A 21,202-nucleotide genomic window follows, 5' to 3' on the forward strand; every position below is an offset into this window, starting at 1 on the left:
GGAGGGTTCCGTCGGGCGCCGGGCGCATGACCGACGGCTGCCCGGTGATACGAGCAATGAGGTGAGTGTCATGCCCAGAGGTTCCAGCCCCAAGCGCGAGCGACAGTACGAGCACATCAAGGAGAGCGCGGAGGACCGGGGCGAGAGTGAGAAGCGGGCCAAGGAGATCGCCGCCCGCACGGTGAACAAGGAGCGGGCCCGGGCGGGCGAATCCAAGACCGCCAGCCCGCTTTCCCTTGAGGACATGTCCTCCGGGAAGCGCGGCGGCCAGCGCTCCGGCAGGGGCGCGCAGGGTCCGACGTACGACCAGCTGTACGCCGAGGCCCAGCGGCGCAACGTCGAGGGCCGCTCGCACATGAACAAGGAACAGCTCAAGCGGGCCCTCGGCAAATGACCCAGCGCAGGGGGAGGGACGAGACGGACGACGAGCGCGCCGACCGCATGTGGGGCGACCTCCTCCAGGAGGTCCGGGTGGCCCAGACCGGCGTCCAGGTGCTGTTCGCCTTCCTCCTCGCCGTCGTCTTCACCCCGCGCTACGAGCAGCTGAGCCAGACCGACCAGACGATCTACATCGTCACCGTGGTGCTGGGCGCGGCGACGACCGGGGCGCTGATCGGCCCGGTCTCCTTCCACCGCCTCGTCTCCGGCCGCCGCATCAAGCCGGAGACGGTGCGGTGGGCGCACCGGCTGACCAACATCGGGCTGGTGCTGCTGCTGGGCACGATGGTCTCGGCGCTGCTCCTGGTGCTGCGGGTGGCCGCCCACAACGCCTTCGTGCCGTGGATCGTCGGCCTGGTCTTTCTCTGGTACGTGCTGTGCTGGTACGTGCTGCCGCTGTGGGCCCGGTACCGCCACCGGGCGAACTGAGCCAGGGGGCGGACCGGGCCACGGGCAGACTGTGCCCGGGGGAACCGAGCCACGGGCGGACTGTGCCCGGGGGAACCGAGCCACGGGCGGACTGAGCCCGGAGGAACCGAGCCACGGGCGGACCGGGCCGCCCCCGCGGGTCGCGTCGCCACCGTGGTGCTGGGCGCGGCGACGACCGGGGCGTCCCAGGCGTGGCGCCGGGACCGCTCGTCCTCGGCCGGGGTGGGGCCGGTCAGCGGGCGGCGGGGGTCTCCGCGCGGTCGGCGGCGACCGCGTCTCCCGCTGCCGTGACCACGCCCGGTCGGCGGCCGGACCGCAGTCCGAAGGCGCCGACGACGGCGGCGAGCAGCGCGGTGACCACCGGGACGACGAGGCCGGCGTGGTAGCCGTCGAGCAGCGTCGCGGGGCTGTTCCCGTCGGTGGCCGCGACGTCGACCGCGGTGACGGTGGAGAGGCCGAGCGCGGCACCGAACTGGAAGGAGGTGTAGAGCAGACCGCCGGCCAGGCCCTGTTCCTCCGCCCGGACGCCCTCCGTGGCGACGATGGTCAGCGGGCCGTACGCCAGCGCGAAGCCGAGGCTGAGGAGGACCAGGCTCGGCAGCATCATCGGATACGTCCAGTCGGCGCCGACCGGCAGGAACAACCCGTACGCGAGCGCCGCCAGCAGCAGCCCGCCGAAGATCACCCGGGCGTTGCCGAACCGGTCGACCAGCTTGGGGGTGAGGGTGGGCGACAGGACCGAGTCGAGGCCGATGACGACCATCGCGAGGCTCGTCTGGAGCGTGGACCAGCCGCGCAGCTCCTGGAGGTAGAGCACCACGAGGAACTGGAAGCCGAAGAAGCCGGCGGCGAAGAGCAGTCCCACGACGTTGGCGCGGACCAGCGGGCCGCCGCGGAGGAGGCCGAGGCGGACCAGCGGGGCGGCGGCGCGGCGCTCGACGGCGACGAAGGCGGCGAAGAGGGCCAGCCCGGCGGCGAGGGTGCCGATGGTCTGGCCGAGGCTCGCGTGGGCGGCGCGCTCGACGCCCAGGACCAGCAGCACGATGGCCGCGGTGACGCTCACCGCGCCCGCCAGATCGACGCGCTGCCCGGTCCGGTCCGGCCGGGGCGAGGCGGGCACCAGCGTCAGCGCGCCGACCAGGATGACCGCGGAGAGGGCGACGGGGGCGAAGAACACCCAGCGCCAGTCGACCGCGGTGAGCAGCCCGCCGACGACCAGGCCGACGGAGAAGCCGCCGGCCGCGGTCCCGGAGTAGATCAGCAACGCCTTGTTGCGCTGCGGCCCCTCCGCGAAGCTCGTGGTGATGATGGACAGGCCGGCCGGCGTCATGAAGGCGGCCGCCACCCCGGTGACGAACCGCGCGGTGATCAGCATCCAGCCCTCGGTGGCGAATCCGCCCAGGCCGGAGAAGAGCAGGAAGACCGTCAGCCAGAAGACGAACATCCGACGGCGCCCGAAGAGGTCGGCCGCGCGGCCGCCCAGCAGCATGAAGCCGCCGTAGCCGAGGACGTAGGCGCTCATCACCCACTGGAGTTCGCCGGTGGACATGCCGAGCTCGGCGCGGATCGACGGCAGGGCCACGTTGAGCATGGCCACGTCGATGCCCTCCAGGAAGATCGCCCCGCACAGGACGAACAGCACGCCCCAATTTCTCGCGCTCATCTGCATTTCCGTGATTCCTCTGGTCGGTCGAGACGGTGATGGCGGGGGAAGTTCTCCGCCCGACCACCATCGATCGGCCGAGGAGGGGGAACAACGGCGAAGATCGCAATGTTGGTTCAGTCAGGCTTACCGATCCGCGGGACCGAAGGGGCGGCCATGGAGCGCGACGAACTGGAGTGCTTCCTGATCCTCGCCGAGGAGCTGCACTTCGGGCGCACCGCGGACCGCATGCGGCTGTCCCGGGCCCGGGTGAGCCAGCTGGTGCGGCGGCTCGAACGTCGCGTCGGCGCCCCGCTGTTCGCCCGCACCAGCCGCCGGGTCGCCCTCACCGCCCTCGGGCGGCAGCTCCGCGAGGACCTCGCCCCGCACCATCGCGCGATCGACGCGGCCGTCGCCAGGGCCGCCGCCACCGCGCGCGGCGTCAGCGGGGTGCTGCACGTCGGCTTCTCCAGTCCGCTGGCCGGGGAGGTCGTGATGAAGGCGGCCGAGGCGCTGCGCGCCGGCCACCCCGGGCTCGACGTCGAGATCTGCGAGGTGCCGCTGGCGGACCCCTACGGGCCGTTGCGCAAGGGCGACTTCGACATCCAGCTCATCGAGCTGCCCGTGCGGGAGCCGGACCTGGGCGAGGGTCCCGCGCTGCTCACCGAGGAGCGGGTGCTGGCCGTCGCGGCCGGGCATCCGCTCGCCGCCCGGCGGCGGGTCTCGCTCGAAGAGCTGGCCGAGGTGCCCCTGCTGACCGTCGAGGGCGAACTCCCCGAGTACCGACGGGAGCACCACGGCCCCGCGCGGACCCCGAACGGCCGACCCATCCCCCGCGGCCCGGGCATCACCAGCCTCCAGGAGGCGCTGATGCTGGTCGCGGCGGGCAAGGGCGCGTTCCTCACCACCGCGCACACCGCCGCCTATCACCCCCGTCCCGGGGTCGCCTACCTGCCGCTGGACGACGCGGCCCCGGTCGGCTACGGACTGGTGTGGCGGGCGGCCGACAGCACCGGCGCAGTGCGGGCCTTCGCCCGCACGGCGCTGAAGACGGCCCAGCCGTCCGAGCCGGCCCGGGGGGCGTCCGAGCCGGCCCGGGGCACGGCCCGGCGCCGGGTCGCGGAGCCGGCCGGGGCCCCGGCCTGAAGCGGACCGTCGCCGACCGGGCTCAGTCCACGAGGCGGTCGAAGGTGATGTTCAGATGCCGCGGGCCGCGCAGCACCGCGTTCCGGCGGTAGGGCGGTGGGTCCTCGACCAGGTGCGGGTCCTCCAGCCGGCGGGCCAGCTCGGCGAGGGCGATCTGTGCTTCGAGTCGGGCCAGCGGGGCGCCGAAGCAGCTGTGGATTCCGCTGCCGAAGCCCAGGTGCTGGATGTCCGGGCGGTCGGGGTCGAAGCGGTCGGGGTCGGCGAAGCGCCGCGGATCGCGGTTGCCCGAGGCCAGGATCAGCCAGAGCGAGGCCCCCTTGGGGACGGTGGTGCCGGCGATCTCGATGTCGGCGAGGGTGGTGCGCTGGGGCAGCAGTTGCACGGGTGGTTCGAAACGCAGCAGTTCCTCCACCAGCGGGACGGCCAGGCGGGGTTCGTCCCGCAGCCGCTGGAGCACCGGCGGGTTGCGCAGCAGGGTGAGCATCCCGTTGGTGATGAGGTTGACCGTGGTCTCATGGCCGGCGATCAGCAGCAGCGCGGCGGTGGTGAGCACTTCCAGATGGCTCATCTGCCCGTCCGGCCCGTGCCCGGTGGCCAGCGCGGAGAGCAGGTCGTCGCCGGGGGTGCGACGGCGCTCCTCGATCAGGCCGGAGAGGTACATCCCCAGCTCGGTACGGGCCTGCTGGGCGACGCGCCGCCGCTCGACCGGGTCCGCGGACGGGTCCGGGTCCAGGCTGGCGGCGATGGTGTCGGCCCAGGAGTGGAAGCGCGTCTCGTCCTCGCGCGGGACACCGAGCAGCCGGCAGATCACGGTCACCGGGAACGGATAGGAGAAGGAGTCCACCAGGTCGATCCGGGTCCGGTCGCCGAAGCCGTCGATCAGGTCGGCGACGATCCGGGTGAGTTCGCCGCGCATCTCGTGGATCCGGCGGGGGGTGTGCGGGGGGCCGAACGGGGTCATCGCCATCCGGCGCAGCCGGTCGTGCTCGGGTGGGTCGAGCCGCAGGAAGCTGGGCGGCAGCCCCGAGCCCTCCTCCTCCTCGGTCGCCCCCGCGACCTCGGGGGAGAGCCGCGCGGCCGCGGGGGACAGATTGCGGGCGTCGGAGCTGATCCGCGGATCGTGCAGCAGGCCCTGGATCTCCCAGTAGGTGCTGACCACGTACGGGCCGTCCTCCTCGTGCAGCACCGGCGTCTTCCTCAGCTCGGCATACAGGGGGTACGGGTCGGCGCGGTTGGCGTAGTCGGTGATCTGCCGCAGGAGGGTGCCGTGCGTCATGGGGGAGTCCTTGGGCGGAGGCGGCGGAGCCGCGGGACGTGCGGGGCGGGTTCGTCGGGAGAGACGGGCGGGTCGTCGGGCGTTGCTGGTGGGTCGTCGGGCGATACCGACGGCTGATCTGGCGTACGGACGGGGTCGTCGGGCGATACAGGCGGGTCCTCGGTCGATACGGACGGCTGGTCTGGCGGACGGACGACGGCTGGTCTGGCGGACGGACGGACGGTCGGGGCCGCGGCGCGTCCGTCGGGCGTACGGCCGGGACCGGGCAGCGGCGAAGGCGAGTGGGGGACGGGCGGACGCGGGCGGGCCGCCGCGACGCCTCGTTCAGGCCCGCGCCGGGGTGAAGGTGATCCGCCGGTCGGTCGGCGAGTAGCCGCTGACCGTGACGGTCGGCCCGTGGGTGGGCTGCGAGGGGTCGGGGAAGCCGGCCGGGACCGGGTGCAGGCCCTCGGCCCGGCGATCCACGGTGGTGAAGGCGGGTGGGAAGGGCGCGGCCGACTCGATCTGCCGCTGGTAGAAGTCCAGCCACTTCGTCTGGTCGAAGGTGACGGCGGCGATGATCCGGCCCTGGTAGCCGTAGACGCCGGTGAACCGGCGTTCGGCGAGCGCGCCTTGGGCGATGAGCAGTTGCTCGCCCATGGGCGGGACGCCGACCGACTTGATGTTGACCCCGAACTGCGAGGACCAGAAGGCCGGCACGTTGAGGTGCGGACGGCGGTCGGCACTGGCATGGATCATGTTGTGCGCCGCGATCTCGGCCTGGGCGACGGCGTTCCCCCAGTGCTCCAGGGAGAGGAACTGGTACCCGAAGAGCGGATGCGGGGACCGGGCGACGTCCCCGGCCGCGAAGATGTCGTCGGTGACGATGCCGCTGGCGTCGAAGGCGCGGCAGCCGGCGTCGCACGCGATGCCGCGGGGCCCGGCGCCGAGCCCGGAGCCGGCCAGCCACTCGGTGTTGCGGGTCGCGCCGAGCGCGACCACCGCCACATCGGCGTCGACGGTCTCGCCGTCGGCCAGATGGGCGCGGCACAGCCGCCCGGCCGAGTCCCCCTCCAGCCGGGTCACCATCGCCCCGCAGCGCAGGTCCACTCCGTGCGCGCGCTGGAGGGCGGCGGCCACCTCGCCGACCACGGCCCCGAGCGCGCCCACCAGCGGTGCCGCGCCGCGCTCCACGACGGTGACCGGCAGCCCCCGTTCACGGCAGGCGGAGGCGATCTCCGAGCCGGTGAATCCGGCGCCGATGACCAGCACCCGGCGCGGCCCGGCGCGCAGCCGTGCGTGCAGCCGGGCCGCGTCGTCCCGGTCGCGCAGCACGAAGACCCCGTCCAGGTCGGCCTCCAACTCGTGGGGCCACGGACGGGCCCGGACCCCGGTGGTGATCAGCAGCCGGTCGTACTCCACCTGGTCGCCGTCGGCCAGCCGCACCGTGCGGGCGGCCATGTCCAGCCCGGTGGCGGCGACACCGAGCCGCCAGGTCGCGTCGATCTCCCGGCGCCGGGGGAGGGTGGTGCGGTCCGCGGCGGCCCTGCCCAGCAGCACCTGTTTGGAGAGCGGCGGCCGGTCGTACGGCTCGGCCGACTCGTCCCCGATCAGGGTGAGCGAGCCGGTGAAGCCCTCGGCGCGCAGGGTCTCGGCCGCGCGCAGCCCGGCCAGCGAGGCGCCCACGATGACGATCCGGCCCTCTCGCCGCAGCCGCTCCAGGGATCCGTCAGCGGGCATCGGTGCCCACCCCCGTGGAGTCGACGCGCCCGCCGGTGCCGGTCGGGGCCTCGGTGTCCTCGACCGTGATGGCCCGGACCGGACACGCGGTCGCCGCGCGCAGCACGTTCTCCCGCTGCGCCGCGTCGGCGTGCGGGTTGTACAGCAGCGCCTCTTCGCCGTGCATGGTGAAGACGTCGGGCGCCAGGAAGGCGCACTGCGCATAGCCCTGACAGCGGACGAGATCGACCACAAGTCTCATATGTCCCAGCATGGGTGGGCTCTCGTGGTCACGCGCGCACAACCGGACCAAAGGGGTGACCCCCGAAGACCGTCACCGGTTCGTGACATCCCTCACAGCGCATTCCGCTTCTCACCCCGCCGGATAGTAGAGAACCACCGGCCGACATTTGAGACGCGTCCCGCCCGGAATGGACATTTGTCACACAGGGCAAGGAATGCGCTGTGATCCACTCAGTGATTTCCGTCGCCTGGTCGGTGCATAAGGGGATTTGACGGTCCAACAGATTTCGTGGCGCATCCCCGTGTGCGGGAAGAGCATGCCCACTCACGCATCGCAAGAACCCTGCCGCGCTACGAGCCTGCTTAGTAACGCAGGTCATTGCCGGGCCCCTTCGGCGGTCTCCAGAATGACGGTCCCCCCACGAAAACGAGGTGAGGTCGCAATATGACGAAGCACCGCAGGAACACCCACTACCGGAAGATAACCATCGCCGCCGTGGCCGTGGCCGCGGTCGGCATCCCGTCCGTCGCCATGGCGTGCCTGGACGATCAGGGCGGCAAGGGCGACTCCTACGGACATCACGCCTCCAAGAAGGACTGGCGCGACGCCTCCCAGAAGGACTGGCGCGCGCAGAACGGACGCGGCGCGAAGGCCCCCGCCGACCCGGTCGCCCCGAGCGCCTCCGGCTCGCCGAGCGCCACCCCGAGCACCCCCACCTCGGGCACCACCACGCTGACCGCCGCGCAGAAGCGCGTCGTGGAACTGGTCAACGCCGAGCGCGCCAAGGCCGGCTGCTCCGCGCTGACGGTGAACGCGAAGCTGACCCAGGCCGCGCAGGCCCACAGCAAGGACATGGCCGCGCACCAGAACATGTCGCACACCGGCTCCGACGGCTCCAACCCCGGCCAGCGGATCACCCGCGCCGGCTACAACTGGAGCACCTACGGCGAGAACGTGGCCTACGGCTACTCCACTCCCGAGAAGGTCATGCAGGGCTGGATGTCCAGCGCCGGCCACAAGCGCAACATCCTGAACTGCTCCTTCAAGGAGATCGGCGTCGGCCTGGCGCAGCCGGGCAACTACTGGACGCAGAACTTCGGAACGGCCCGCTAGAGCCGTCTCCGCTCAGACCGCCGCCAAGCCCCCTGAAACGGCGGACAGCCCGCACGGGCCCCGGCCGGAGGAGATCCGGTCGGGGCCCGCGTGGTCTTCTCGGCGGCTAGCGAAGGGCGATCACCGCCGCCACCGTCCCCACCGCGGCCGCGCCCGACAGGAAGGCGGCGAGGAGCCGGCGCCGCAGCACCCGGTAGACGCCCTCGTACTCGGCGCGCAGTTCGGCGCTGCGCCGCGCCACCCGCTTCAGATACGCCTTCGAGGTGTTCAGGTGGTCCTCGACGTAGAGCCGCTCGACCTCGATCCGCTGGGAGTCGGTGAGCCAGGGCATCCGCCCGCACAGCGCCCGGGCGCGCGCCTGGGCCTGGCGCTTCTCCCCCTCCCACAGCAGATAGCCCTCGATGGCGTTGATCACCTCTGCGGGGTCCACGGACCGGGCCGCGCCGGCCGGGTCCGCCGCCCCGGCCGTCCCCCTGCCGTTCACCGCGTTGCCGTTCACCGTGGTCATACGAGGGCCTCCTGCTGCTCGTCGGGCGCGTCGAGCGGGTCGGGCCCGTCCGCGTCCGCCGCGATCTCGGGGTGGTGCAGGTCGAACGCCGGGGATTCGGAGCGGATCCGCGGCAGGGCGTGGAAGTTGTGCCGCGGCGGCGGGCAGGAGGTGGCCCACTCCAGCGAACGGCCCCACCCCCAAGGGTCGTCGACCTCGACCTTCTCGCCGTACCTGGCGGTCTTCCAGACGTTGTAGAGGAACGGCAGGATCGACATGCCGAGCAGGAACGAGAAGATCGTGGAAACGGTGTTGAGCGTGGTGAATCCGTCGCCCACCAGATAGTCGGGAATGCGGCGCAGCATTCCCTGGGCGCCCAGCCAGTGCTGCACCAGGAAGGTGCCGTGGAAACCGATGAACAGCGTCCAGAACGTGATCTTCCCCAGCCGCTCGTCCAGCATCTTCCCAGTGAACTTCGGCCACCAGAAGTGGAAGCCGGCGAACATCGCGAAGACCACCGTCCCGAAGATCACGTAGTGGAAGTGCGCCACCACGAAATACGACTCGGAGACATGGAAGTCCATCGGCGGCGAGGCCAGGATGACACCGGTGAGACCACCGAAGACGAAGGTGATGAGAAATCCTGTCGCCCACAGCATGGGCGTCTCGAAGCTCAGACTCCCCTTCCACATCGTGCCGATCCAGTTGAAGAACTTGATACCGGTCGGAACCGCGATCAGGAACGTCATGAAGGAGAAGAAGGGCAGCAGCACACCGCCCGTGACGTACATGTGGTGGGCCCACACGGTCACCGACAGACCCGCGATCGAGATGGTCGCCGCGATGAGGCTGATGTAACCGAACATCGGCTTACGCGAGAACACCGGGATGACCTCGGAGACGATGCCGAAGAACGGCAGCGCGATGATGTACACCTCGGGGTGGCCGAAGAACCAGAAGAGGTGCTGCCACAACAGCGCCCCGCCGTTGGCGGCGTCGAAGACGTGGGCGCCGAACTTGCGGTCCGCCTCCAGCGCGAAGAGCGCGGCGGCCAGCACCGGGAAGGCCAGCAGCACCAGCACACCGGTGAGCAGCACGTTCCAGGTGAAGATCGGCATGCGGAACATCGTCATGCCGGGGGCGCGCATGCAGATGATCGTGGTGATGAAGTTGACCGCGCCCAGGATGGTGCCGAACCCGGAGAGCGCCAACCCCATGATCCACATGTCGGCGCCGACGCCCGGCGAGCGGACCGCGTCCGACAGCGGGGAGTAGGCGAACCAGCCGAAGTCGGCCGCACCCTGCGGGGTGAGGAAGCCGCCGACCGCGATCAGCGAGCCGAACAGGTAGAGCCAGTAGGCGAACATGTTCAGCCGCGGGAACGCCACATCGGGCGCGCCGATCTGCAGCGGCATGATCCAGTTCGCGAAGCCCGCGAAGAGCGGGGTGGCGAACATCAGCAGCATGATCGTGCCATGCATGGTGAACGCCTGGTTGAACTGCTCGTTCGACATGATCTGCAACCCCGGGCGGGCCAGTTCGGCGCGCATGAAGAGCGCCATCACGCCGCCGACGCAGAAGAACGCGAACGAGGTGACCAGGTAGAGCGTGCCGATGGTCTTGTGATCCGTGGTGGTCAGCCACTTCACCGCCGCGGGCCGGCGGTCCTGCGTGTGCCTCATGCCCCGTAGGTGTCCGGACACCCCCTCTCCCTCACCGGTCCGGTCCCCGGGAAAGGTCACAGCCCCGGGGTGTGATGATCGGCGGCATGCCGGACACCAAGCGGACATGAGCACGGACGAAGCGTTCGCCGATGCCTATCGGGAGCACTACTGGGCGGTCAGCCGCTATGTCGCGCGGCGGCTGGACGGGCAGGCGCACGAGGTCGAGGAGGTGGTGGCGGAGGTCTTCTCCGTCGCCTGGCGCCGCCGCGCCGAGCTCCCCGAGGCCACACTCCCCTGGCTGTACGGCGTGGCGCGGAACTGCCTGGCCAACACCGTGCGGGGGCAGAGCCGCTATCGCCGCCTGCTCAACCGGATCGGTCACCACCAGGCCGCGCACGGCACCCACATCGTGCGGAGCCCGGACAGCGACAACCCGGCCGCCTGGGTGCACGAGGCGCTGTCCCGGCTCTCCCCCGCCGACCAGGAGGTGCTGCGGCTGACCAGTTGGGAGGAGCTGAGCCTCGCCGAGCTGGCGGTGGCGCTCCGATGCGGCCAGAGCGCGGCGGCCATGCGGCTGCACCGTGCCCGCCGCCGGCTGCGGGACCAGATCGACGCCATGCGGGCCGAGGGTGCGCGGAGCGCCGCCCCGCCCCCCGCCCCGAAGCCGCCGACGGAGCCGGCGGCCGTGGCGCCGCGCGTCCCTCGCGCTCCGCGCGCTTCGCGAACCACCCCCCGTACGACGCAGATGGGCCTGGGCAATGGCTGATGAACTGGAGCGGCTGCGGCTGGCCAACCCCGTGCGCGCCGACGAGGGGCCCTGGCGGGACCGGCCGTTGGACGAAGCCGCCGAGCGGCGGCTGAACCTGCTGATGCGGGGCGCGCCGCGGACCGCGGAGCTGTCCGGAAACCGACCGCGGGAGCGGGCCCGGGCGGGCGGGTGGCCCGGCCGCCGGCCGAGCCTCGCCCGGCGGTTCATGCTGAGCGCCGCGGCGACGGCCACCGCGGCGGTGCTCGTGGTCGTCACCCTCACCGTGGTCTTCTCCGAGGCCACCACGGCTCCCGCGGCCGCCGCGCCCACCGCGCTGGTGCCGCGGGCCGGCTCCCGCCCGGTGCCGCTCGCCGAGGTCGCCCAACGGGCCTGGGCCGCGGCGGACGGCAGCACCGCCCCGCCACGCCGGGGCAGCCACTTCCAGTCCTGGTACGTGAGCCTGGAGGAGGGTCCCGACGCCGCCGCGCCCGTCACCCTGCCCCAGGAGCGCGTCATCCGCTGGAACGCCGACGGCAGCGGCACGGACCTGACGGTGGCCACCGATCCGCGCAGGCCCGGCGAACCGGTGATCGACGACTCCGGCGGCAGGGCCCGCCCGGTGGCGGACGGGAAGGTGATCGAGCGCACGGAGTACCCCGCCGGCACCCGGCTGCCCGGGGACGAGCCGCCCGACGAGCCGGCGGCGCTGCGGGCCTACCTCACCCGGCTGCACGGCCCCGCCGGCACCACCGGCACCACCACGGAGCTGCTGGACGACCTCTCCGCGCTGCTGCGGACGTGGACCCCCGGCCCGCGCGGGCGCGCCGCGATCGCCACCCTGCTCTCCCGGGCCGAGGGCCTGCGCCCCGCCGGTGCGGTCACCGACCGCCTCGGCCGGCGGGGGCAGGCGTACACCCACCGGTTCGGTGAGGCCCGCTACATGGTCGTCCTCAGCCCGGAGGACGGCCGGGTGCTGGGTGTCGAGCTGACCGCCGCCCGGGACCAGCCGGAGTTCGGGCTCAGGGCGGGCGACGTCCTCTCGTACGAGGCGTGGCTGCCCTGAGCCGGCCGCACGGCCGGCGGAGCGCCTACCGCGGCGGGCACTGCTTCCAGATCAGCCGATAGACGGTGTTGATGTCGCCGTCCACGGAGTCCATGGCCATGAAGCTGGTCTTCCGCGGGTCGGAGGAGCCGGCGTTCACCCGCAGTTCGGTGTTGATGTTGAAGTTCCGCCGCTCGCCGCAGGGGGCCCAGACCACCTGGCCGACCTCGGTCTCGTCCCTCTCCTGCCAGTTGTCGCTGTACGGACCGGCGTAGGGGTGGCTGATCGGCATCGTCTGCTGGGAGCCCTGGAAGTAGTACGAGGCCTTCTGGACGGCGGAGGCGCCGCGCTCCAGGTGGGCGAAGCCGCGGTAGTCGGCGCTGGCGATGGCGTAGGTGAAGCCGTGCGGCACGTACACGATCAGGTTGAGCTGGCAGTTCTTGCGGAAGTCGGTGGGCTGGGCGCCGGCCCCCACCTTGGCCGTGTAGGCGCTGTACGTCACGGTGAACGCGGTGTTGTCCGGGGAGACGGCGATCGCCGCGGTGCCCGCGGGACAGCCGGATCCGTTGACCGTCGCGATCTCGATCTGGATCTTGTCGGGCGGGAGGGTCGGGCCGGAGGAGCCGGCCGAAGCCGGCTGGGCGGAGAGCATCGACGCGCACAAGGCCGCGGTCGCGGCGCCCGTGAACAGGGCACGTGCTGTCATGGGGTGCTCCGATCGATTGTCGGTGGACGTGCGTGGGGACGGTGCGACGGGTGCTCACTTCATGGGGATACCGATCATGCTCATGCCAATAGCGGAGACACCCTCCGGCCATGCGCAGGAACGGTGAATGAAGTAGTGAAACCGTAGGAACCGGCGGGCCGCGAGAACAGACCACAACGGGCCAGACCGATCGCGTCCCGCCGCCTCCCCCTCCGGGCGGCCGCCCCGCCGGGCCGCTACCCCGCGCCCACCGCCGCCCGACCGGCCCGACCGGCGAGCAGCCGGGCGGCCGAGGTGCCGAGCCCGGTGGGCCCGGCCGGCGGCGCCCCCGCCCGAACCCGCGCGTGGTGACGGCGCAGGTCCTCCTCGCGGTAGCGGCGGCAGCCCCGGTGCCAGGTGAGGATCCCGGCCAGCCAGTTCTCCAGCTCCCGCACATACCCGGCCAGTTGCTCGCGGGCGGCCTGGTCGAGCCCGAAGTCATCGCAGACGACCGGCAGTTCATGCGCGGCGACGTGCTGGAACTGGCGCATCCGGGACTTCATCAGGTCGTCCACGATGGCCAGCGCGGTCGGGTAGTCGCAGCTGAAGAAGTTCTGCACCACCAGGACGACGTTGTGCACCTCGCCCTCGTACTCGATCTCCTTCTGGTACGAGAAGACGTCGTTGATCATGCAGGCGTAGTCGGCCGCGGCGTTCTCCAGGGAGCGCATCGGCCCGCTGCGGTAGACCTCCGACGGGAGCCGCCTACCGTGCGCGAAGCGGGCCAGGGCCATGGTGAGGTCGGAGCCGAAGGTGAGCCGGCGCATCTCGATGTAGTCCACCGGGTCCGGGACGCGGTGCAGCACCTGGTTGTCGAGCTCCCACAGCCAGCTGCCGAGCATCCGCTCGACGGCGCCGCGGAACTCCCGGCGCTGGTCGACCCCCATCGGGGTGGCGGTACGGGCCCACAGGTCGGCGAGGGAGCGCTCCATCCCGTTGACCGGCGCGAGCGGCGGCGCCTCGGGGGACTCCACGGACATCAGGGCCAGCAGCCGCTCGTTGCAGGCGGCGGCACCGGCCAGATCCCCGACGCGGCCGAAGACGGCGGGGTAGTAGTCGTCCCCGAAGGTCCCCCAGGTCAGCCACTGCGACTCCAGGTCGAGCCCCTCGGGCGTCGCCTCCGGGTGCAGCCCGGCCGCGCACAGCGGGAAGTCGTAGTCCGCGAGCTTCTCCGCGTCCCAGACCGCGGCCCCCGGCGCCCCGGGCCCGGTCTGCGGCCCCAGGATCCCGGTCTGCCGCGCCCAGGCGACGGTGTTCCGACGGGCCGCGGGCAGATGCGGGCTGAGGGTGGTCGGGAACGGCATCTCGAAGTCGGGCAGCCGGGACGGCCCCACCTTCTGGAAGGGCACATGGCCGTGGCCGCGCGCCCTGGCGGCGAGCGACTTCCCGACCGCCCCCCGGATGTCCAGCGCCGAGGTCCCCGGCCCCTCGACCCGGAAGGGCGACCAGGCGGCCCCGGGAGCCCCGGCCCCGGCCTTCTCGTTCATATAGCGACTGGACCGCAGGTGCCACTCGTGGCCGCCCGCCTGCCAGTCCTGGAGCCCCTTGACGTACCGCAGCACATCCGCGCAGGACCGCGGATCCAGGCCCTCCCGGGCGAACAGCGGCGGGAGTTCGCCGAGGGCGGTGTCCTCGAACTGCCGCAGCCGCGAGCTCAGCAGGTCGTTGACGGCGTCCGCGGCCTGCTGGGTGGTGCAGCCGAGGAAGGTCTCCAACACCAGGACGCCGTTGGCGAGTTCGCCCTCCTCCTCGGTCTCCCGCTGGTACGAGAAGAGGTCGTTGCGCAGGTGGACCCCGTCGGAGAAGGTGTCCCGGAGCACCCGCAGCGGTCGGGAGTCGGCCACCCGCGCGGGCACCTCGGCACGGGCCGCGTACTCCACCAGCCCGGCCGACCACGGCGCCCCGCCGACCTTGCGCCGCATCTCGATGTACTCGACGGGGTTGGGGATCCGCCCGGCGTCGATGTTGGACAGCTCCCAGAGCGACTCGTTGAGCAGGTGCTCGGTGCTCTCGGCGAACCGGGCCCGCCACTCCAGCGACATGGCCGGAACCGTACGGGTCCACAGGTCGGCCAGGCCCGCCTCGACCGGATTGACCGGCTCCGGCATGCCGGCGGACAGGTCCATCGGCATGAAGGCGGGCAACCGGTCCAGATACGCCTTGCCCGCCTCGCGGTCCTGGGTGCGCTTGAAGGTCTCCAGGAAGTGGTCGTCGAAGAAGAAGACCCACACGTACCAGTCGGTGACCAGCGCGAGGTCCGGGCCGGAGCAGTCGGGGTGAGTGTAGGCGCACAACAGCGGGTAGTCGTGGGCGTCCAGATCGCTCTGCTCCCAGACCCCGGAGCCCTCCAGCATCCCCATCTCCCGGGCCCAGGCCGTGGAGTGGGCCCTGACCTCCTCCAGATGCGGGTTCAGCCGTGCCGGATACGGCATGTAGAAGTCCGGGAGTTCAAACGGCTGTGCCACGAGCGCCCACCTTTGCTGAAAGCCGTCTACTGAGAGAGCCGTTCCGTCGCCGCCCGGACGGCGCGCTCAGCACTACCCCGGCCCCTCGCCGGTTATCCGGAATCCAGAACAGTCATACAAACGGCACCGCGGGGTCACGACCTGGCCCGGTGGTGCGCCGGGCGTTCGCCGGTCGGCTCGCCGCGCCGCACGGAGCCGGGGGCGCGGGCGGCGGGCCGGTCGGCCCGCGCGGAGGAGGTCAACTGCCAGGGCACGCTGGTGACCATCACCCCCGGCGTGAACAGCAGCCGGCTCTTCAGCCACAGCGCGGACTGGTTGTGCAGCAGATGCTCCCACCAGCGGCCCACCACGTACTCCGGGATGAAGACGCCGACCACGTCCCGCGGGCTGGTGCGGCGGACGGAGCGCACATACTCCACCACCGGGCGGGTGATCTCCCGGTACGGCGAGTCCAGGATCCTCAGCGGCACCTCGATGTCCAGCTGCTGCCACTGCCGTCGCAGCCCGGCCGCCTCCTCGTGGTCCACCGCGACCGTCAACGCCTCCAGCCGGTCCGGCTTGAACGCGCGGGCGTACGACAGCGCCCGCAGGGTCGGCTTGTGGAGCGTGGAGACCAGCACGATGGCGGTCACCCGGGAGGGCCGCGACAGCTCGCTGCGCGGGTCGGCGACGGCCAGCTCCGCGGCGACCGCGTCGTAGTGGCGCCGGATGGCGCGCATCATCAGCCACAGCAGGGCGGCGGCCAGCACCGCCAGCCAGGCGCCCTGGGTGAACTTGGTGGCCAGCACGATCACCAGCACCAGCCCGGTGACCACGGCGCCGGTGGCGTTGACGGTGCGGGCCAGGTGGTACCGGCGCCGGACGGTGTGGTCGAACTCGGCGCGCAGCTCGCGGTTCCAGTGCCGGACCATGCCGGACTGGGAGAGCGTGAAGGAGGTGAAGACGCCCAGGATGTAGAGGTGGATCAGGCTGGTGACGTCCGCCCGGTAGGCCCACAGCAGCAGCGCCGCGACCACCGCCAGCGCCAGGATGCCGTTGGAGAAGGCCAGCCGGTCGCCCCGGTTGTGCAGCTGCCGTGGCAGATAGCGGTGCTGGGCGAGGATCGAGGCCAGCAGCGGGAAGCCGTTGTAGGCGGTGTTCGCCGCCAGGATCAGCACCAGGGCGGTGGCCGCCTGGATGTAGTAGAAGCCGAGGGTCTCCGGCCCGCCGAAGACCGCGGAGGCCAGCTGGGCGATGACGGTGCGCTGGGTGTGGTCCTCGCAGTCGGGCAGCCCGATCAGCTGGCAGGGGTGCTCCACGATGTGCACCTTGGCCACCACCGCCAGCGTGGTGACGCCGCTGAACATGGTGATGGCGATCAGGCCCATCGCCGCCATCGTCGTCGCCGCGTTCTTCGACTTGGGCTTGCGGAAGGCCGGCACCCCGTTGGAGATCGCCTCCACGCCGGTCAGCGCCGTACAGCCGCTGGAGAAGGCGCGCAGCACCAGCATCAGCAGCGCCAGCCCGGTCAGACCGGCGTCGGCCGGCTCCGGCTCGATCCCGTACCGGGCGCTCTCCGCCACCGGCGCGTCGCCCATCAGATAGCGGAACAGCCCCGTGCCGACCATGATCAGTACACCGGTGATGAAGAGGTAGGTCGGGGCGGCGAACGCCGAGCCCGCCTCGCGCACCCCGCGCAGGTTCACCGCCGTCAGCAGGGCCACGAAGGTCAGCGCCATCGGCACCCGGTGATCGACCAGCGCCGGCACCGCCGAGATGATGTTGGCCACCCCGGAGGCGACCGAGACCGCCACCGTCATCACATAGTCGACCAGCAGCGCCGAGGCGACCACCAGCCCGGCCGAGGCGCCGAGGTTGGTCGAGGCGACCTCGTACGAGCCCCCGCCACTCGGATACGCGCGCACCACCTGCCGGTACGACAGCACCACCACGGTCATCAGACACACCACGGCCAGCGCGATCCAGGGCGTGAAGTGCAGATACGCCAGCCCGCCCAGGGTGAGCACCAGCAGGATCTCCTGCGTGGCGTACGCGACCGAGGACAGCGGGTCGGAGGCGAAGATCGGCAGCGCGAGCCGCTTGGGCAGCAGCGTCTCGTGCAGTTCCTCGCTGCGCCGCGCCCGGCCGATCACCAGCCGCTTGAGCAGACCCGTCAGGTTGAACACAGCGCGAGCGTAAGTCGGACATGCTTCGCATACCCGACGCACGGCGCATTCGGCGGTACGCCCCGTGCCCAGGGCCCGGCTCGTCGTCGCGCCTCCGATCGGCTGAGGTGCCGCCGACGACAGGACCGACGGCCGTCGGAGGGTCGGCCGCGGGATGTCGGAGGGGCGGCCGTCGGACGTCGGCGGGCAGGGGCGGCACGGCGGCCGCTCCGCGTGGCGAGGCCCGGGGGCTCGTCCGACAATGGGCGAAGACGACCAGGCGAGGACGGCAACGACCGAGGTGCCCATGGACGCCACCGTGCGGCTCGCGCAGCAGCCCGAGGCCGACGCCCTGTTGGGACGCAGCCCGCTGGCCATCATGACCGGCATGCTGCTCGACCAGCAGGTGCCCATGGAGTGGGCGTTCGCCGGCCCGTACACCATCGCGCGGCGCATGGGGCGCGACGACCTGGACGCCCACGAGATCGCCGTCTACGACCCCGACCGGTTCGCCGAACTGCTGGCCGAGAAGCCCGCCGTGCACCGCTACCCGGCCGCCATGGCCAAGCGGGTGCAGCAGCTGTGCCAGTACCTGGTCGAGCACTACGCGGGCGATGCCGGCGCCGTCTGGCGCGACGTCAACAGCGGCGCCGAACTCCTCTCCCGCCTCACCCGACTCCCCGGCTACGGCAAGCAGAAGTCGCAGATCTTCGTCGCCCTGCTGGGCAAGCAGTTCGGCGTGCGCCCCCGCGGCTGGCGCGAGGCCGCCGGGCCCTACGGGGACGTGGGCTCCTACCGCTCCGTCGCCGACATCACCGGACCCACCTCCCTGGACAAAGTGCGGGCGTACAAGCAGGAGATGAAGCGGGCGGCGAAGGCGAAACAGGCATGAGGCGCACGCGGCCGCGCGGCCGCGGGGCGTCTTCGGCCGAGGCCACGGAGGTCTTCGGCTATCGGTGCGGTGTCGTCATGTATCGGAGAGCTCCGCGCGGGGCAGGCTCAGGCGACCCCGGGGCGCGCAGGGCGCCCCGGCACGGCCTCGTATGCCTGGAAGGACCGCTTCCCATGGACGTACGTTCTCTGTCATCCGCGCGCCGCGCGGTCGCCGCGCTGGCCGCCGTCGCGCTGGCCGCACCGCTGCTGATCTCCTCGGCCTCGGCCGCCCCGGCCCAGGGCGCCGGCCACGGGGAGGACCCCGCCAAGAAGGCCCGGAAGCTGGCGCGCCAGTTGGTCCGCGCGTCCTCGGCCGAGGGCGCCCTGGACCACCTGGAAAGACTCCAGGAGATAGCCGACGAGTCGGGCGGCCACCGCGCCGCCGGCTCACCCGGCCACAACGCCTCCGCCGCGTACGTCTCCAAGGTGCTTCGGAAGGCCGGCTACCGCGTCTCGTACCAGCCGTTCGAGTTCACGTACACCGAGGCCCTCGCCGAGAAGCTCTCGGTGGTCTCCCCCACGCCGCGGGACGTGCCGATCAAGGAGCTGACGTACACCAAGAGCACCCCGGTCGGCGGGATCACGGCGGCCGTGGCCGCGGCCCGGGTCGACGACACCCCCGGTTGTGAGGCCGCGGACTACGCCTCGGGAGGCTTCACCGGGAAGATCGCGCTGATCAAGCGCGGCGGCTGCGCCTTCGCGGACAAGCAGAAGGCGGCGGCCGAGGCCGGCGCGGTGGGGGCGATCGTCTACAACCACGTGCCGGGCGCGCTGAACGGCACCATCGGCGACCCGGCCGACGCCCGGATACCCACCGGCGGCATCTCCCAGGCCGACGGCGAGGCGCTGGTCGCGGAGGCCGGGCGCGGCGAGGTGACCGTCACCCTCGAGGTGCGCGAGCTCCAGGAGAAGCGCCGGACCGACAACGTGATCGCCGAGACGCGCGGCGGCGACCCCGACCGGACGGTGATGCTCGGCTCGCACCTGGACTCCGTCGCCGCCGGCCCCGGCATCAACGACAACGGCTCCGGCTCGGCCGGTCTGCTGGAGGTGGCGCTGGAGCTCGCCGAGACCCACAAGAAGCCCACCAACAAGATCCGCTTCGCGTGGTGGTCCGCGGAGGAGCTGGGGCTGCTCGGCTCCCACGCGTACGTCGCGAAGCTCACCGAGGCGCAGCGCGAGCAGATCGCGCTCTACCTCAACTTCGACATGATCGCCTCGCCGAACGCCGCCCAGTTCGTCTATGACGGCGACAACTCCGACGGCGTCGGCGCCCCGGCCGGCCCCGCGGGCTCGGCCCAGTTGGAGAAGCAGATCAACGACTTCCTGGACCGCCGGGGCCTCCCGCACGAGGGCACCGACTTCACCGGCCGCTCCGACTACGGCCCGTTCATCAAGGTGGGCATCCCCTCCGGCGGCACCTTCACCGGCGCCGAGGGCGTCAAGACGGCGGGGCAGGCCGCGAAGTACGGCGGCGAGGCGGGTGTGGCGTACGACGCCTGCTACCACGCGGCGTGCGACGACCTCGACAACCTGGACCTCGACGCCCTGGACACCAACGTCGACGTGATCGCGAACGCCGTCGGCACCTACGCCCACGACCTGAGCTCGCTGTCCGAACCGGTGGCCACCGTGCCCACCACCGGTGACGCGGGCAGCGGCGGCGGGCTGCACGACGACCACGACCGGGTGACGGAGTAGCGAGGGCGTAGCACCGCCCCCGGCACAACACGCACAACACGCACAACACACACGGCACACCACACACCGCGCACCACCCCTCACCGCCGCGGGCGCCGGGCCGAGCGCTCAGCGCCCGCGGCGGCGGGCCGTGCCGAAGAGGGAACGCGAGATCTCCCCGCCCCGCCGGGTGTCGACCGAACGGGCGAGAGTGGTGAGGATCCCGCCGCCGACGACCTGGTCGACGAGGGTCTCGGGCTCCAGCCGAGGCTCCCGCTCCCGCCGGGCCCTCCGCTCCCCACCGCCCGCGCCCGCCCCGGGCCCCGCGGAAGCCCCGCGCCCCGCCGACGCGGCTCCCGTCGTCGCCGCCTCCTTCGCGGCCCCGGCCGCGGCCAGCTTCTCGTAGGCGGAGTCACGATCCACAGCCTGTGCATAACGTTCGAGGAGCGCGGAGCCGGTGACCGCGCGCTCCAGCTCCGCCGGCTCGATCGGCCCCATACGGGACCGGGGCGCCCGCAGCCGCACCGCCGCGACCGGCGTCGGCGCGCCCCGCTTGTCCCACAGCGGCGCGCCGAGATCGAGCGCCGGTCCGGAGGACGGATACCCCTCGGCGATCCGCCTCGGGACGTCCCCCCGTGGCGCCCGGGGGGAGCGCTCGGTGGCGGACGGAGGGCTCTCATTCATGGCTCGCTCCATATATGCGGTTGTTTGTCACCTTCGCACTCCGCCGCCTTGGCTGCGCCGGAACCCACTTGACCGGTAGGCTTTCCGTGTGATCTTCAAGCGCATCGGAAACGGGCGGCCGTACCCCGACCACGGCCGGGAAAGCACCCGCCAGTGGGCGGATGTCGCCCCACGCCCGGTACGCCTTGACCAGTTGGTCACCACGAAGCAGCAACTCGACCTGGAGACGCTGCTCGCGGAGGACTCGACGTTCTACGGCGACCTGTTCGCCCACGTCGTGAAGTGGCAGGGCGACCTCTACCTGGAGGACGGGTTGCACCGCGCGGTGCGCGCCGCGCTCCAGCAGCGCCAGGTGCTGCACGCGCGCGTGCTCGAACTGGGCTGACACCACTCGCCCCGCGCCATGGCGCGGGGCACCGCTCCGGCGTTCCCCTCGTCTGCGCCCCGGCCGCCGCGGGGCGCGCGCCGCGCCTCGCGCCGCCGCGTGCCGTCCGCACGCCGTCGTGCGGTTGATGTGCGCTCACCCTTCCACGCGCGGGCCGGTATTGACCCTTTTGGGTTGGCTTTGCGCCGGGCGGACCGGCAACCATTGATCATCTAGTAGGCATGAGTCGCGGGCCGCAT

General features: G+C 72.1%; 19 protein-coding genes. 9 read left to right on the forward strand and 10 right to left on the reverse strand.

The genetic code is table 11. From position 1 onward, the window contains the following. The first annotated feature begins 70 nt into the window (after positions 1-70). Both CD790_RS10970 and CD790_RS10975 read left to right on the forward strand, forming a co-directional pair. Positions 71-394, forward strand: coding sequence for a plasmid stabilization protein (locus CD790_RS10970; RefSeq protein WP_144382996.1), 324 nt, complete (start codon positions 71-73; stop codon positions 392-394). Next, positions 391-867 (forward strand): DUF6328 family protein, encoded by a 477-nt coding sequence (locus CD790_RS10975; protein ID WP_144382997.1) that lies wholly within the window; start codon positions 391-393, stop codon positions 865-867. The genes CD790_RS10970 and CD790_RS10975 overlap by 4 nt, the downstream gene beginning before the upstream one ends. Positions 868-1,099: 232 nt before the next feature. On the opposite strand, the gene CD790_RS10980 is transcribed toward CD790_RS10975, so the two are convergent. Next, a complete protein-coding gene (locus tag CD790_RS10980) occupies positions 1,100-2,530 on the reverse strand; it encodes an MFS transporter (protein WP_144382998.1) in 1,431 nt (476 codons plus the stop codon). A 156-nt stretch (positions 2,531-2,686) separates the two neighbouring features. Between CD790_RS10980 and CD790_RS10985 the strand changes: the two genes are divergently transcribed. Beyond that, entirely contained in the window at positions 2,687-3,655 is a 969-nt protein-coding gene (locus tag CD790_RS10985) for a LysR family transcriptional regulator (RefSeq protein ID WP_144382999.1), read from the forward strand. Between the two features lie 22 nt (positions 3,656-3,677). On the opposite strand, the gene CD790_RS10990 is transcribed toward CD790_RS10985, so the two are convergent. From CD790_RS10990 to CD790_RS11000, 3 genes are all read right to left on the reverse strand, one after another. Continuing rightward, complete coding sequence (locus CD790_RS10990; RefSeq protein WP_144383000.1) at positions 3,678-4,931, reverse strand: cytochrome P450; 1,254 nt, start codon at positions 4,929-4,931, stop codon at positions 3,678-3,680. Positions 4,932-5,255: 324 nt separating this feature from the next. Beyond that, positions 5,256-6,650 (reverse strand): NAD(P)/FAD-dependent oxidoreductase, encoded by a 1,395-nt coding sequence (locus CD790_RS10995; RefSeq protein WP_144383001.1) that lies wholly within the window; start codon positions 6,648-6,650, stop codon positions 5,256-5,258. Then, a complete protein-coding gene (locus CD790_RS11000) occupies positions 6,640-6,891 on the reverse strand; it encodes a ferredoxin (RefSeq protein ID WP_144383002.1) in 252 nt (83 codons plus the stop codon). Before CD790_RS11000 ends, CD790_RS10995 begins: the two co-directional genes overlap by 11 nt. A 426-nt stretch (positions 6,892-7,317) precedes the next feature. Here CD790_RS11000 and CD790_RS11005 point away from each other — a divergent pair, with 426 nt between their 5' ends. After that, positions 7,318-7,986 (forward strand): CAP domain-containing protein, encoded by a 669-nt coding sequence (locus CD790_RS11005; RefSeq protein WP_144383003.1) that lies wholly within the window; start codon positions 7,318-7,320, stop codon positions 7,984-7,986. A 106-nt stretch (positions 7,987-8,092) separates the two neighbouring features. Here the strand turns inward: CD790_RS11005 and CD790_RS11010 are convergent, their stop codons facing one another. Together CD790_RS11010 and ctaD are read right to left on the reverse strand one after the other, a co-directional pair. Next, positions 8,093-8,494 carry a hypothetical protein gene (locus tag CD790_RS11010; protein ID WP_260867493.1) on the reverse strand — a complete coding sequence of 134 codons (402 nt, stop codon included), beginning with the start codon at positions 8,492-8,494 and terminating at the stop codon, positions 8,093-8,095. Continuing rightward, positions 8,491-10,155, reverse strand: coding sequence for a cytochrome c oxidase subunit I (gene ctaD / locus CD790_RS11015; RefSeq protein WP_144383004.1), 1,665 nt, complete (start codon positions 10,153-10,155; stop codon positions 8,491-8,493). The genes CD790_RS11010 and ctaD overlap by 4 nt, the downstream gene beginning before the upstream one ends. A 106-nt stretch (positions 10,156-10,261) precedes the next feature. Between ctaD and CD790_RS11020 the strand changes: the two genes are divergently transcribed. Both CD790_RS11020 and CD790_RS11025 read left to right on the forward strand, forming a co-directional pair. After that, on the forward strand, positions 10,262-10,903 hold the full coding sequence (locus CD790_RS11020; protein WP_144383005.1) for an RNA polymerase sigma factor: 642 nt from the start codon (positions 10,262-10,264) through the stop codon (positions 10,901-10,903). After that, positions 10,896-11,948 (forward strand): CU044_5270 family protein, encoded by a 1,053-nt coding sequence (locus CD790_RS11025; protein WP_144383006.1) that lies wholly within the window; start codon positions 10,896-10,898, stop codon positions 11,946-11,948. The genes CD790_RS11020 and CD790_RS11025 overlap by 8 nt, the downstream gene beginning before the upstream one ends. Before the next feature lie 25 nt (positions 11,949-11,973). Here the strand turns inward: CD790_RS11025 and CD790_RS11030 are convergent, their stop codons facing one another. The 3 genes from CD790_RS11030 to CD790_RS11040 form a co-directional block, all read right to left on the reverse strand. Continuing rightward, positions 11,974-12,633, reverse strand: coding sequence for a DUF4360 domain-containing protein (locus tag CD790_RS11030; RefSeq protein ID WP_144383007.1), 660 nt, complete (start codon positions 12,631-12,633; stop codon positions 11,974-11,976). A 236-nt stretch (positions 12,634-12,869) separates the two neighbouring features. Next, positions 12,870-15,137 (reverse strand): terpene synthase family protein, encoded by a 2,268-nt coding sequence (locus CD790_RS11035; RefSeq protein ID WP_399217320.1) that lies wholly within the window; start codon positions 15,135-15,137, stop codon positions 12,870-12,872. A 134-nt stretch (positions 15,138-15,271) separates the two neighbouring features. Further along, complete coding sequence (locus tag CD790_RS11040) at positions 15,272-17,302, reverse strand: APC family permease (protein WP_144383008.1); 2,031 nt, start codon at positions 17,300-17,302, stop codon at positions 15,272-15,274. Positions 17,303-17,588: 286 nt separating this feature from the next. Here CD790_RS11040 and CD790_RS11045 point away from each other — a divergent pair, with 286 nt between their 5' ends. Together CD790_RS11045 and CD790_RS11050 are read left to right on the forward strand one after the other, a co-directional pair. After that, positions 17,589-18,173, forward strand: a complete 585-nt coding sequence (locus CD790_RS11045) for an HhH-GPD-type base excision DNA repair protein (protein WP_144383009.1) — start codon at positions 17,589-17,591, stop codon at positions 18,171-18,173. Positions 18,174-18,346: 173 nt separating this feature from the next. After that, positions 18,347-19,915, forward strand: coding sequence for a M28 family metallopeptidase (locus CD790_RS11050; protein ID WP_144383010.1), 1,569 nt, complete (start codon positions 18,347-18,349; stop codon positions 19,913-19,915). Between the two features lie 108 nt (positions 19,916-20,023). On the opposite strand, the gene CD790_RS11055 is transcribed toward CD790_RS11050, so the two are convergent. Beyond that, complete coding sequence (locus CD790_RS11055) at positions 20,024-20,578, reverse strand: DUF853 domain-containing protein (RefSeq protein WP_260867494.1); 555 nt, start codon at positions 20,576-20,578, stop codon at positions 20,024-20,026. Between the two features lie 88 nt (positions 20,579-20,666). On the opposite strand from CD790_RS11055, the gene CD790_RS11060 reads away from it, so the two are divergent. After that, entirely contained in the window at positions 20,667-20,963 is a 297-nt protein-coding gene (locus CD790_RS11060) for a type II toxin-antitoxin system VapB family antitoxin (protein ID WP_003986294.1), read from the forward strand. The last annotated feature ends 239 nt before the right edge of the window (positions 20,964-21,202 follow it).

The sequence above is a fragment of the Streptomyces sp. SAJ15 genome (assembly GCF_007595705.1).
In the GTDB taxonomy this organism is placed as follows: domain Bacteria; phylum Actinomycetota; class Actinomycetes; order Streptomycetales; family Streptomycetaceae; genus Streptomyces.

Excerpts from the sequence above, each read along its gene's own strand:
- CD790_RS10970 (WP_144382996.1), top strand. The coding sequence starts at position 71 with ATGCCCAGAGGTTCCAGCCCCAAGCGCGAGCGACAGTACGAGCACATC.
- CD790_RS10975 (WP_144382997.1), top strand. The coding sequence starts at position 391 with ATGACCCAGCGCAGGGGGAGGGACGAGACGGACGACGAGCGCGCCGAC.
- CD790_RS10980 (WP_144382998.1), bottom strand. The coding sequence starts at position 2,530 with ATGAGCGCGAGAAATTGGGGCGTGCTGTTCGTCCTGTGCGGGGCGATC.
- CD790_RS10985 (WP_144382999.1), top strand. The coding sequence starts at position 2,687 with ATGGAGCGCGACGAACTGGAGTGCTTCCTGATCCTCGCCGAGGAGCTG.
- CD790_RS10990 (WP_144383000.1), bottom strand. The coding sequence starts at position 4,931 with ATGACGCACGGCACCCTCCTGCGGCAGATCACCGACTACGCCAACCGC.
- CD790_RS10995 (WP_144383001.1), bottom strand. The coding sequence starts at position 6,650 with ATGCCCGCTGACGGATCCCTGGAGCGGCTGCGGCGAGAGGGCCGGATC.
- CD790_RS11000 (WP_144383002.1), bottom strand. The coding sequence starts at position 6,891 with ATGAGACTTGTGGTCGATCTCGTCCGCTGTCAGGGCTATGCGCAGTGC.
- CD790_RS11005 (WP_144383003.1), top strand. The coding sequence starts at position 7,318 with ATGACGAAGCACCGCAGGAACACCCACTACCGGAAGATAACCATCGCC.
- CD790_RS11010 (WP_260867493.1), bottom strand. The coding sequence starts at position 8,494 with ATGACCACGGTGAACGGCAACGCGGTGAACGGCAGGGGGACGGCCGGG.
- ctaD (WP_144383004.1), bottom strand. The coding sequence starts at position 10,155 with ATGAGGCACACGCAGGACCGCCGGCCCGCGGCGGTGAAGTGGCTGACC.
- CD790_RS11020 (WP_144383005.1), top strand. The coding sequence starts at position 10,262 with ATGAGCACGGACGAAGCGTTCGCCGATGCCTATCGGGAGCACTACTGG.
- CD790_RS11025 (WP_144383006.1), top strand. The coding sequence starts at position 10,896 with ATGGCTGATGAACTGGAGCGGCTGCGGCTGGCCAACCCCGTGCGCGCC.
- CD790_RS11030 (WP_144383007.1), bottom strand. The coding sequence starts at position 12,633 with ATGACAGCACGTGCCCTGTTCACGGGCGCCGCGACCGCGGCCTTGTGC.
- CD790_RS11045 (WP_144383009.1), top strand. The coding sequence starts at position 17,589 with ATGGACGCCACCGTGCGGCTCGCGCAGCAGCCCGAGGCCGACGCCCTG.
- CD790_RS11050 (WP_144383010.1), top strand. The coding sequence starts at position 18,347 with ATGGACGTACGTTCTCTGTCATCCGCGCGCCGCGCGGTCGCCGCGCTG.
- CD790_RS11055 (WP_260867494.1), bottom strand. The coding sequence starts at position 20,578 with ATGAATGAGAGCCCTCCGTCCGCCACCGAGCGCTCCCCCCGGGCGCCA.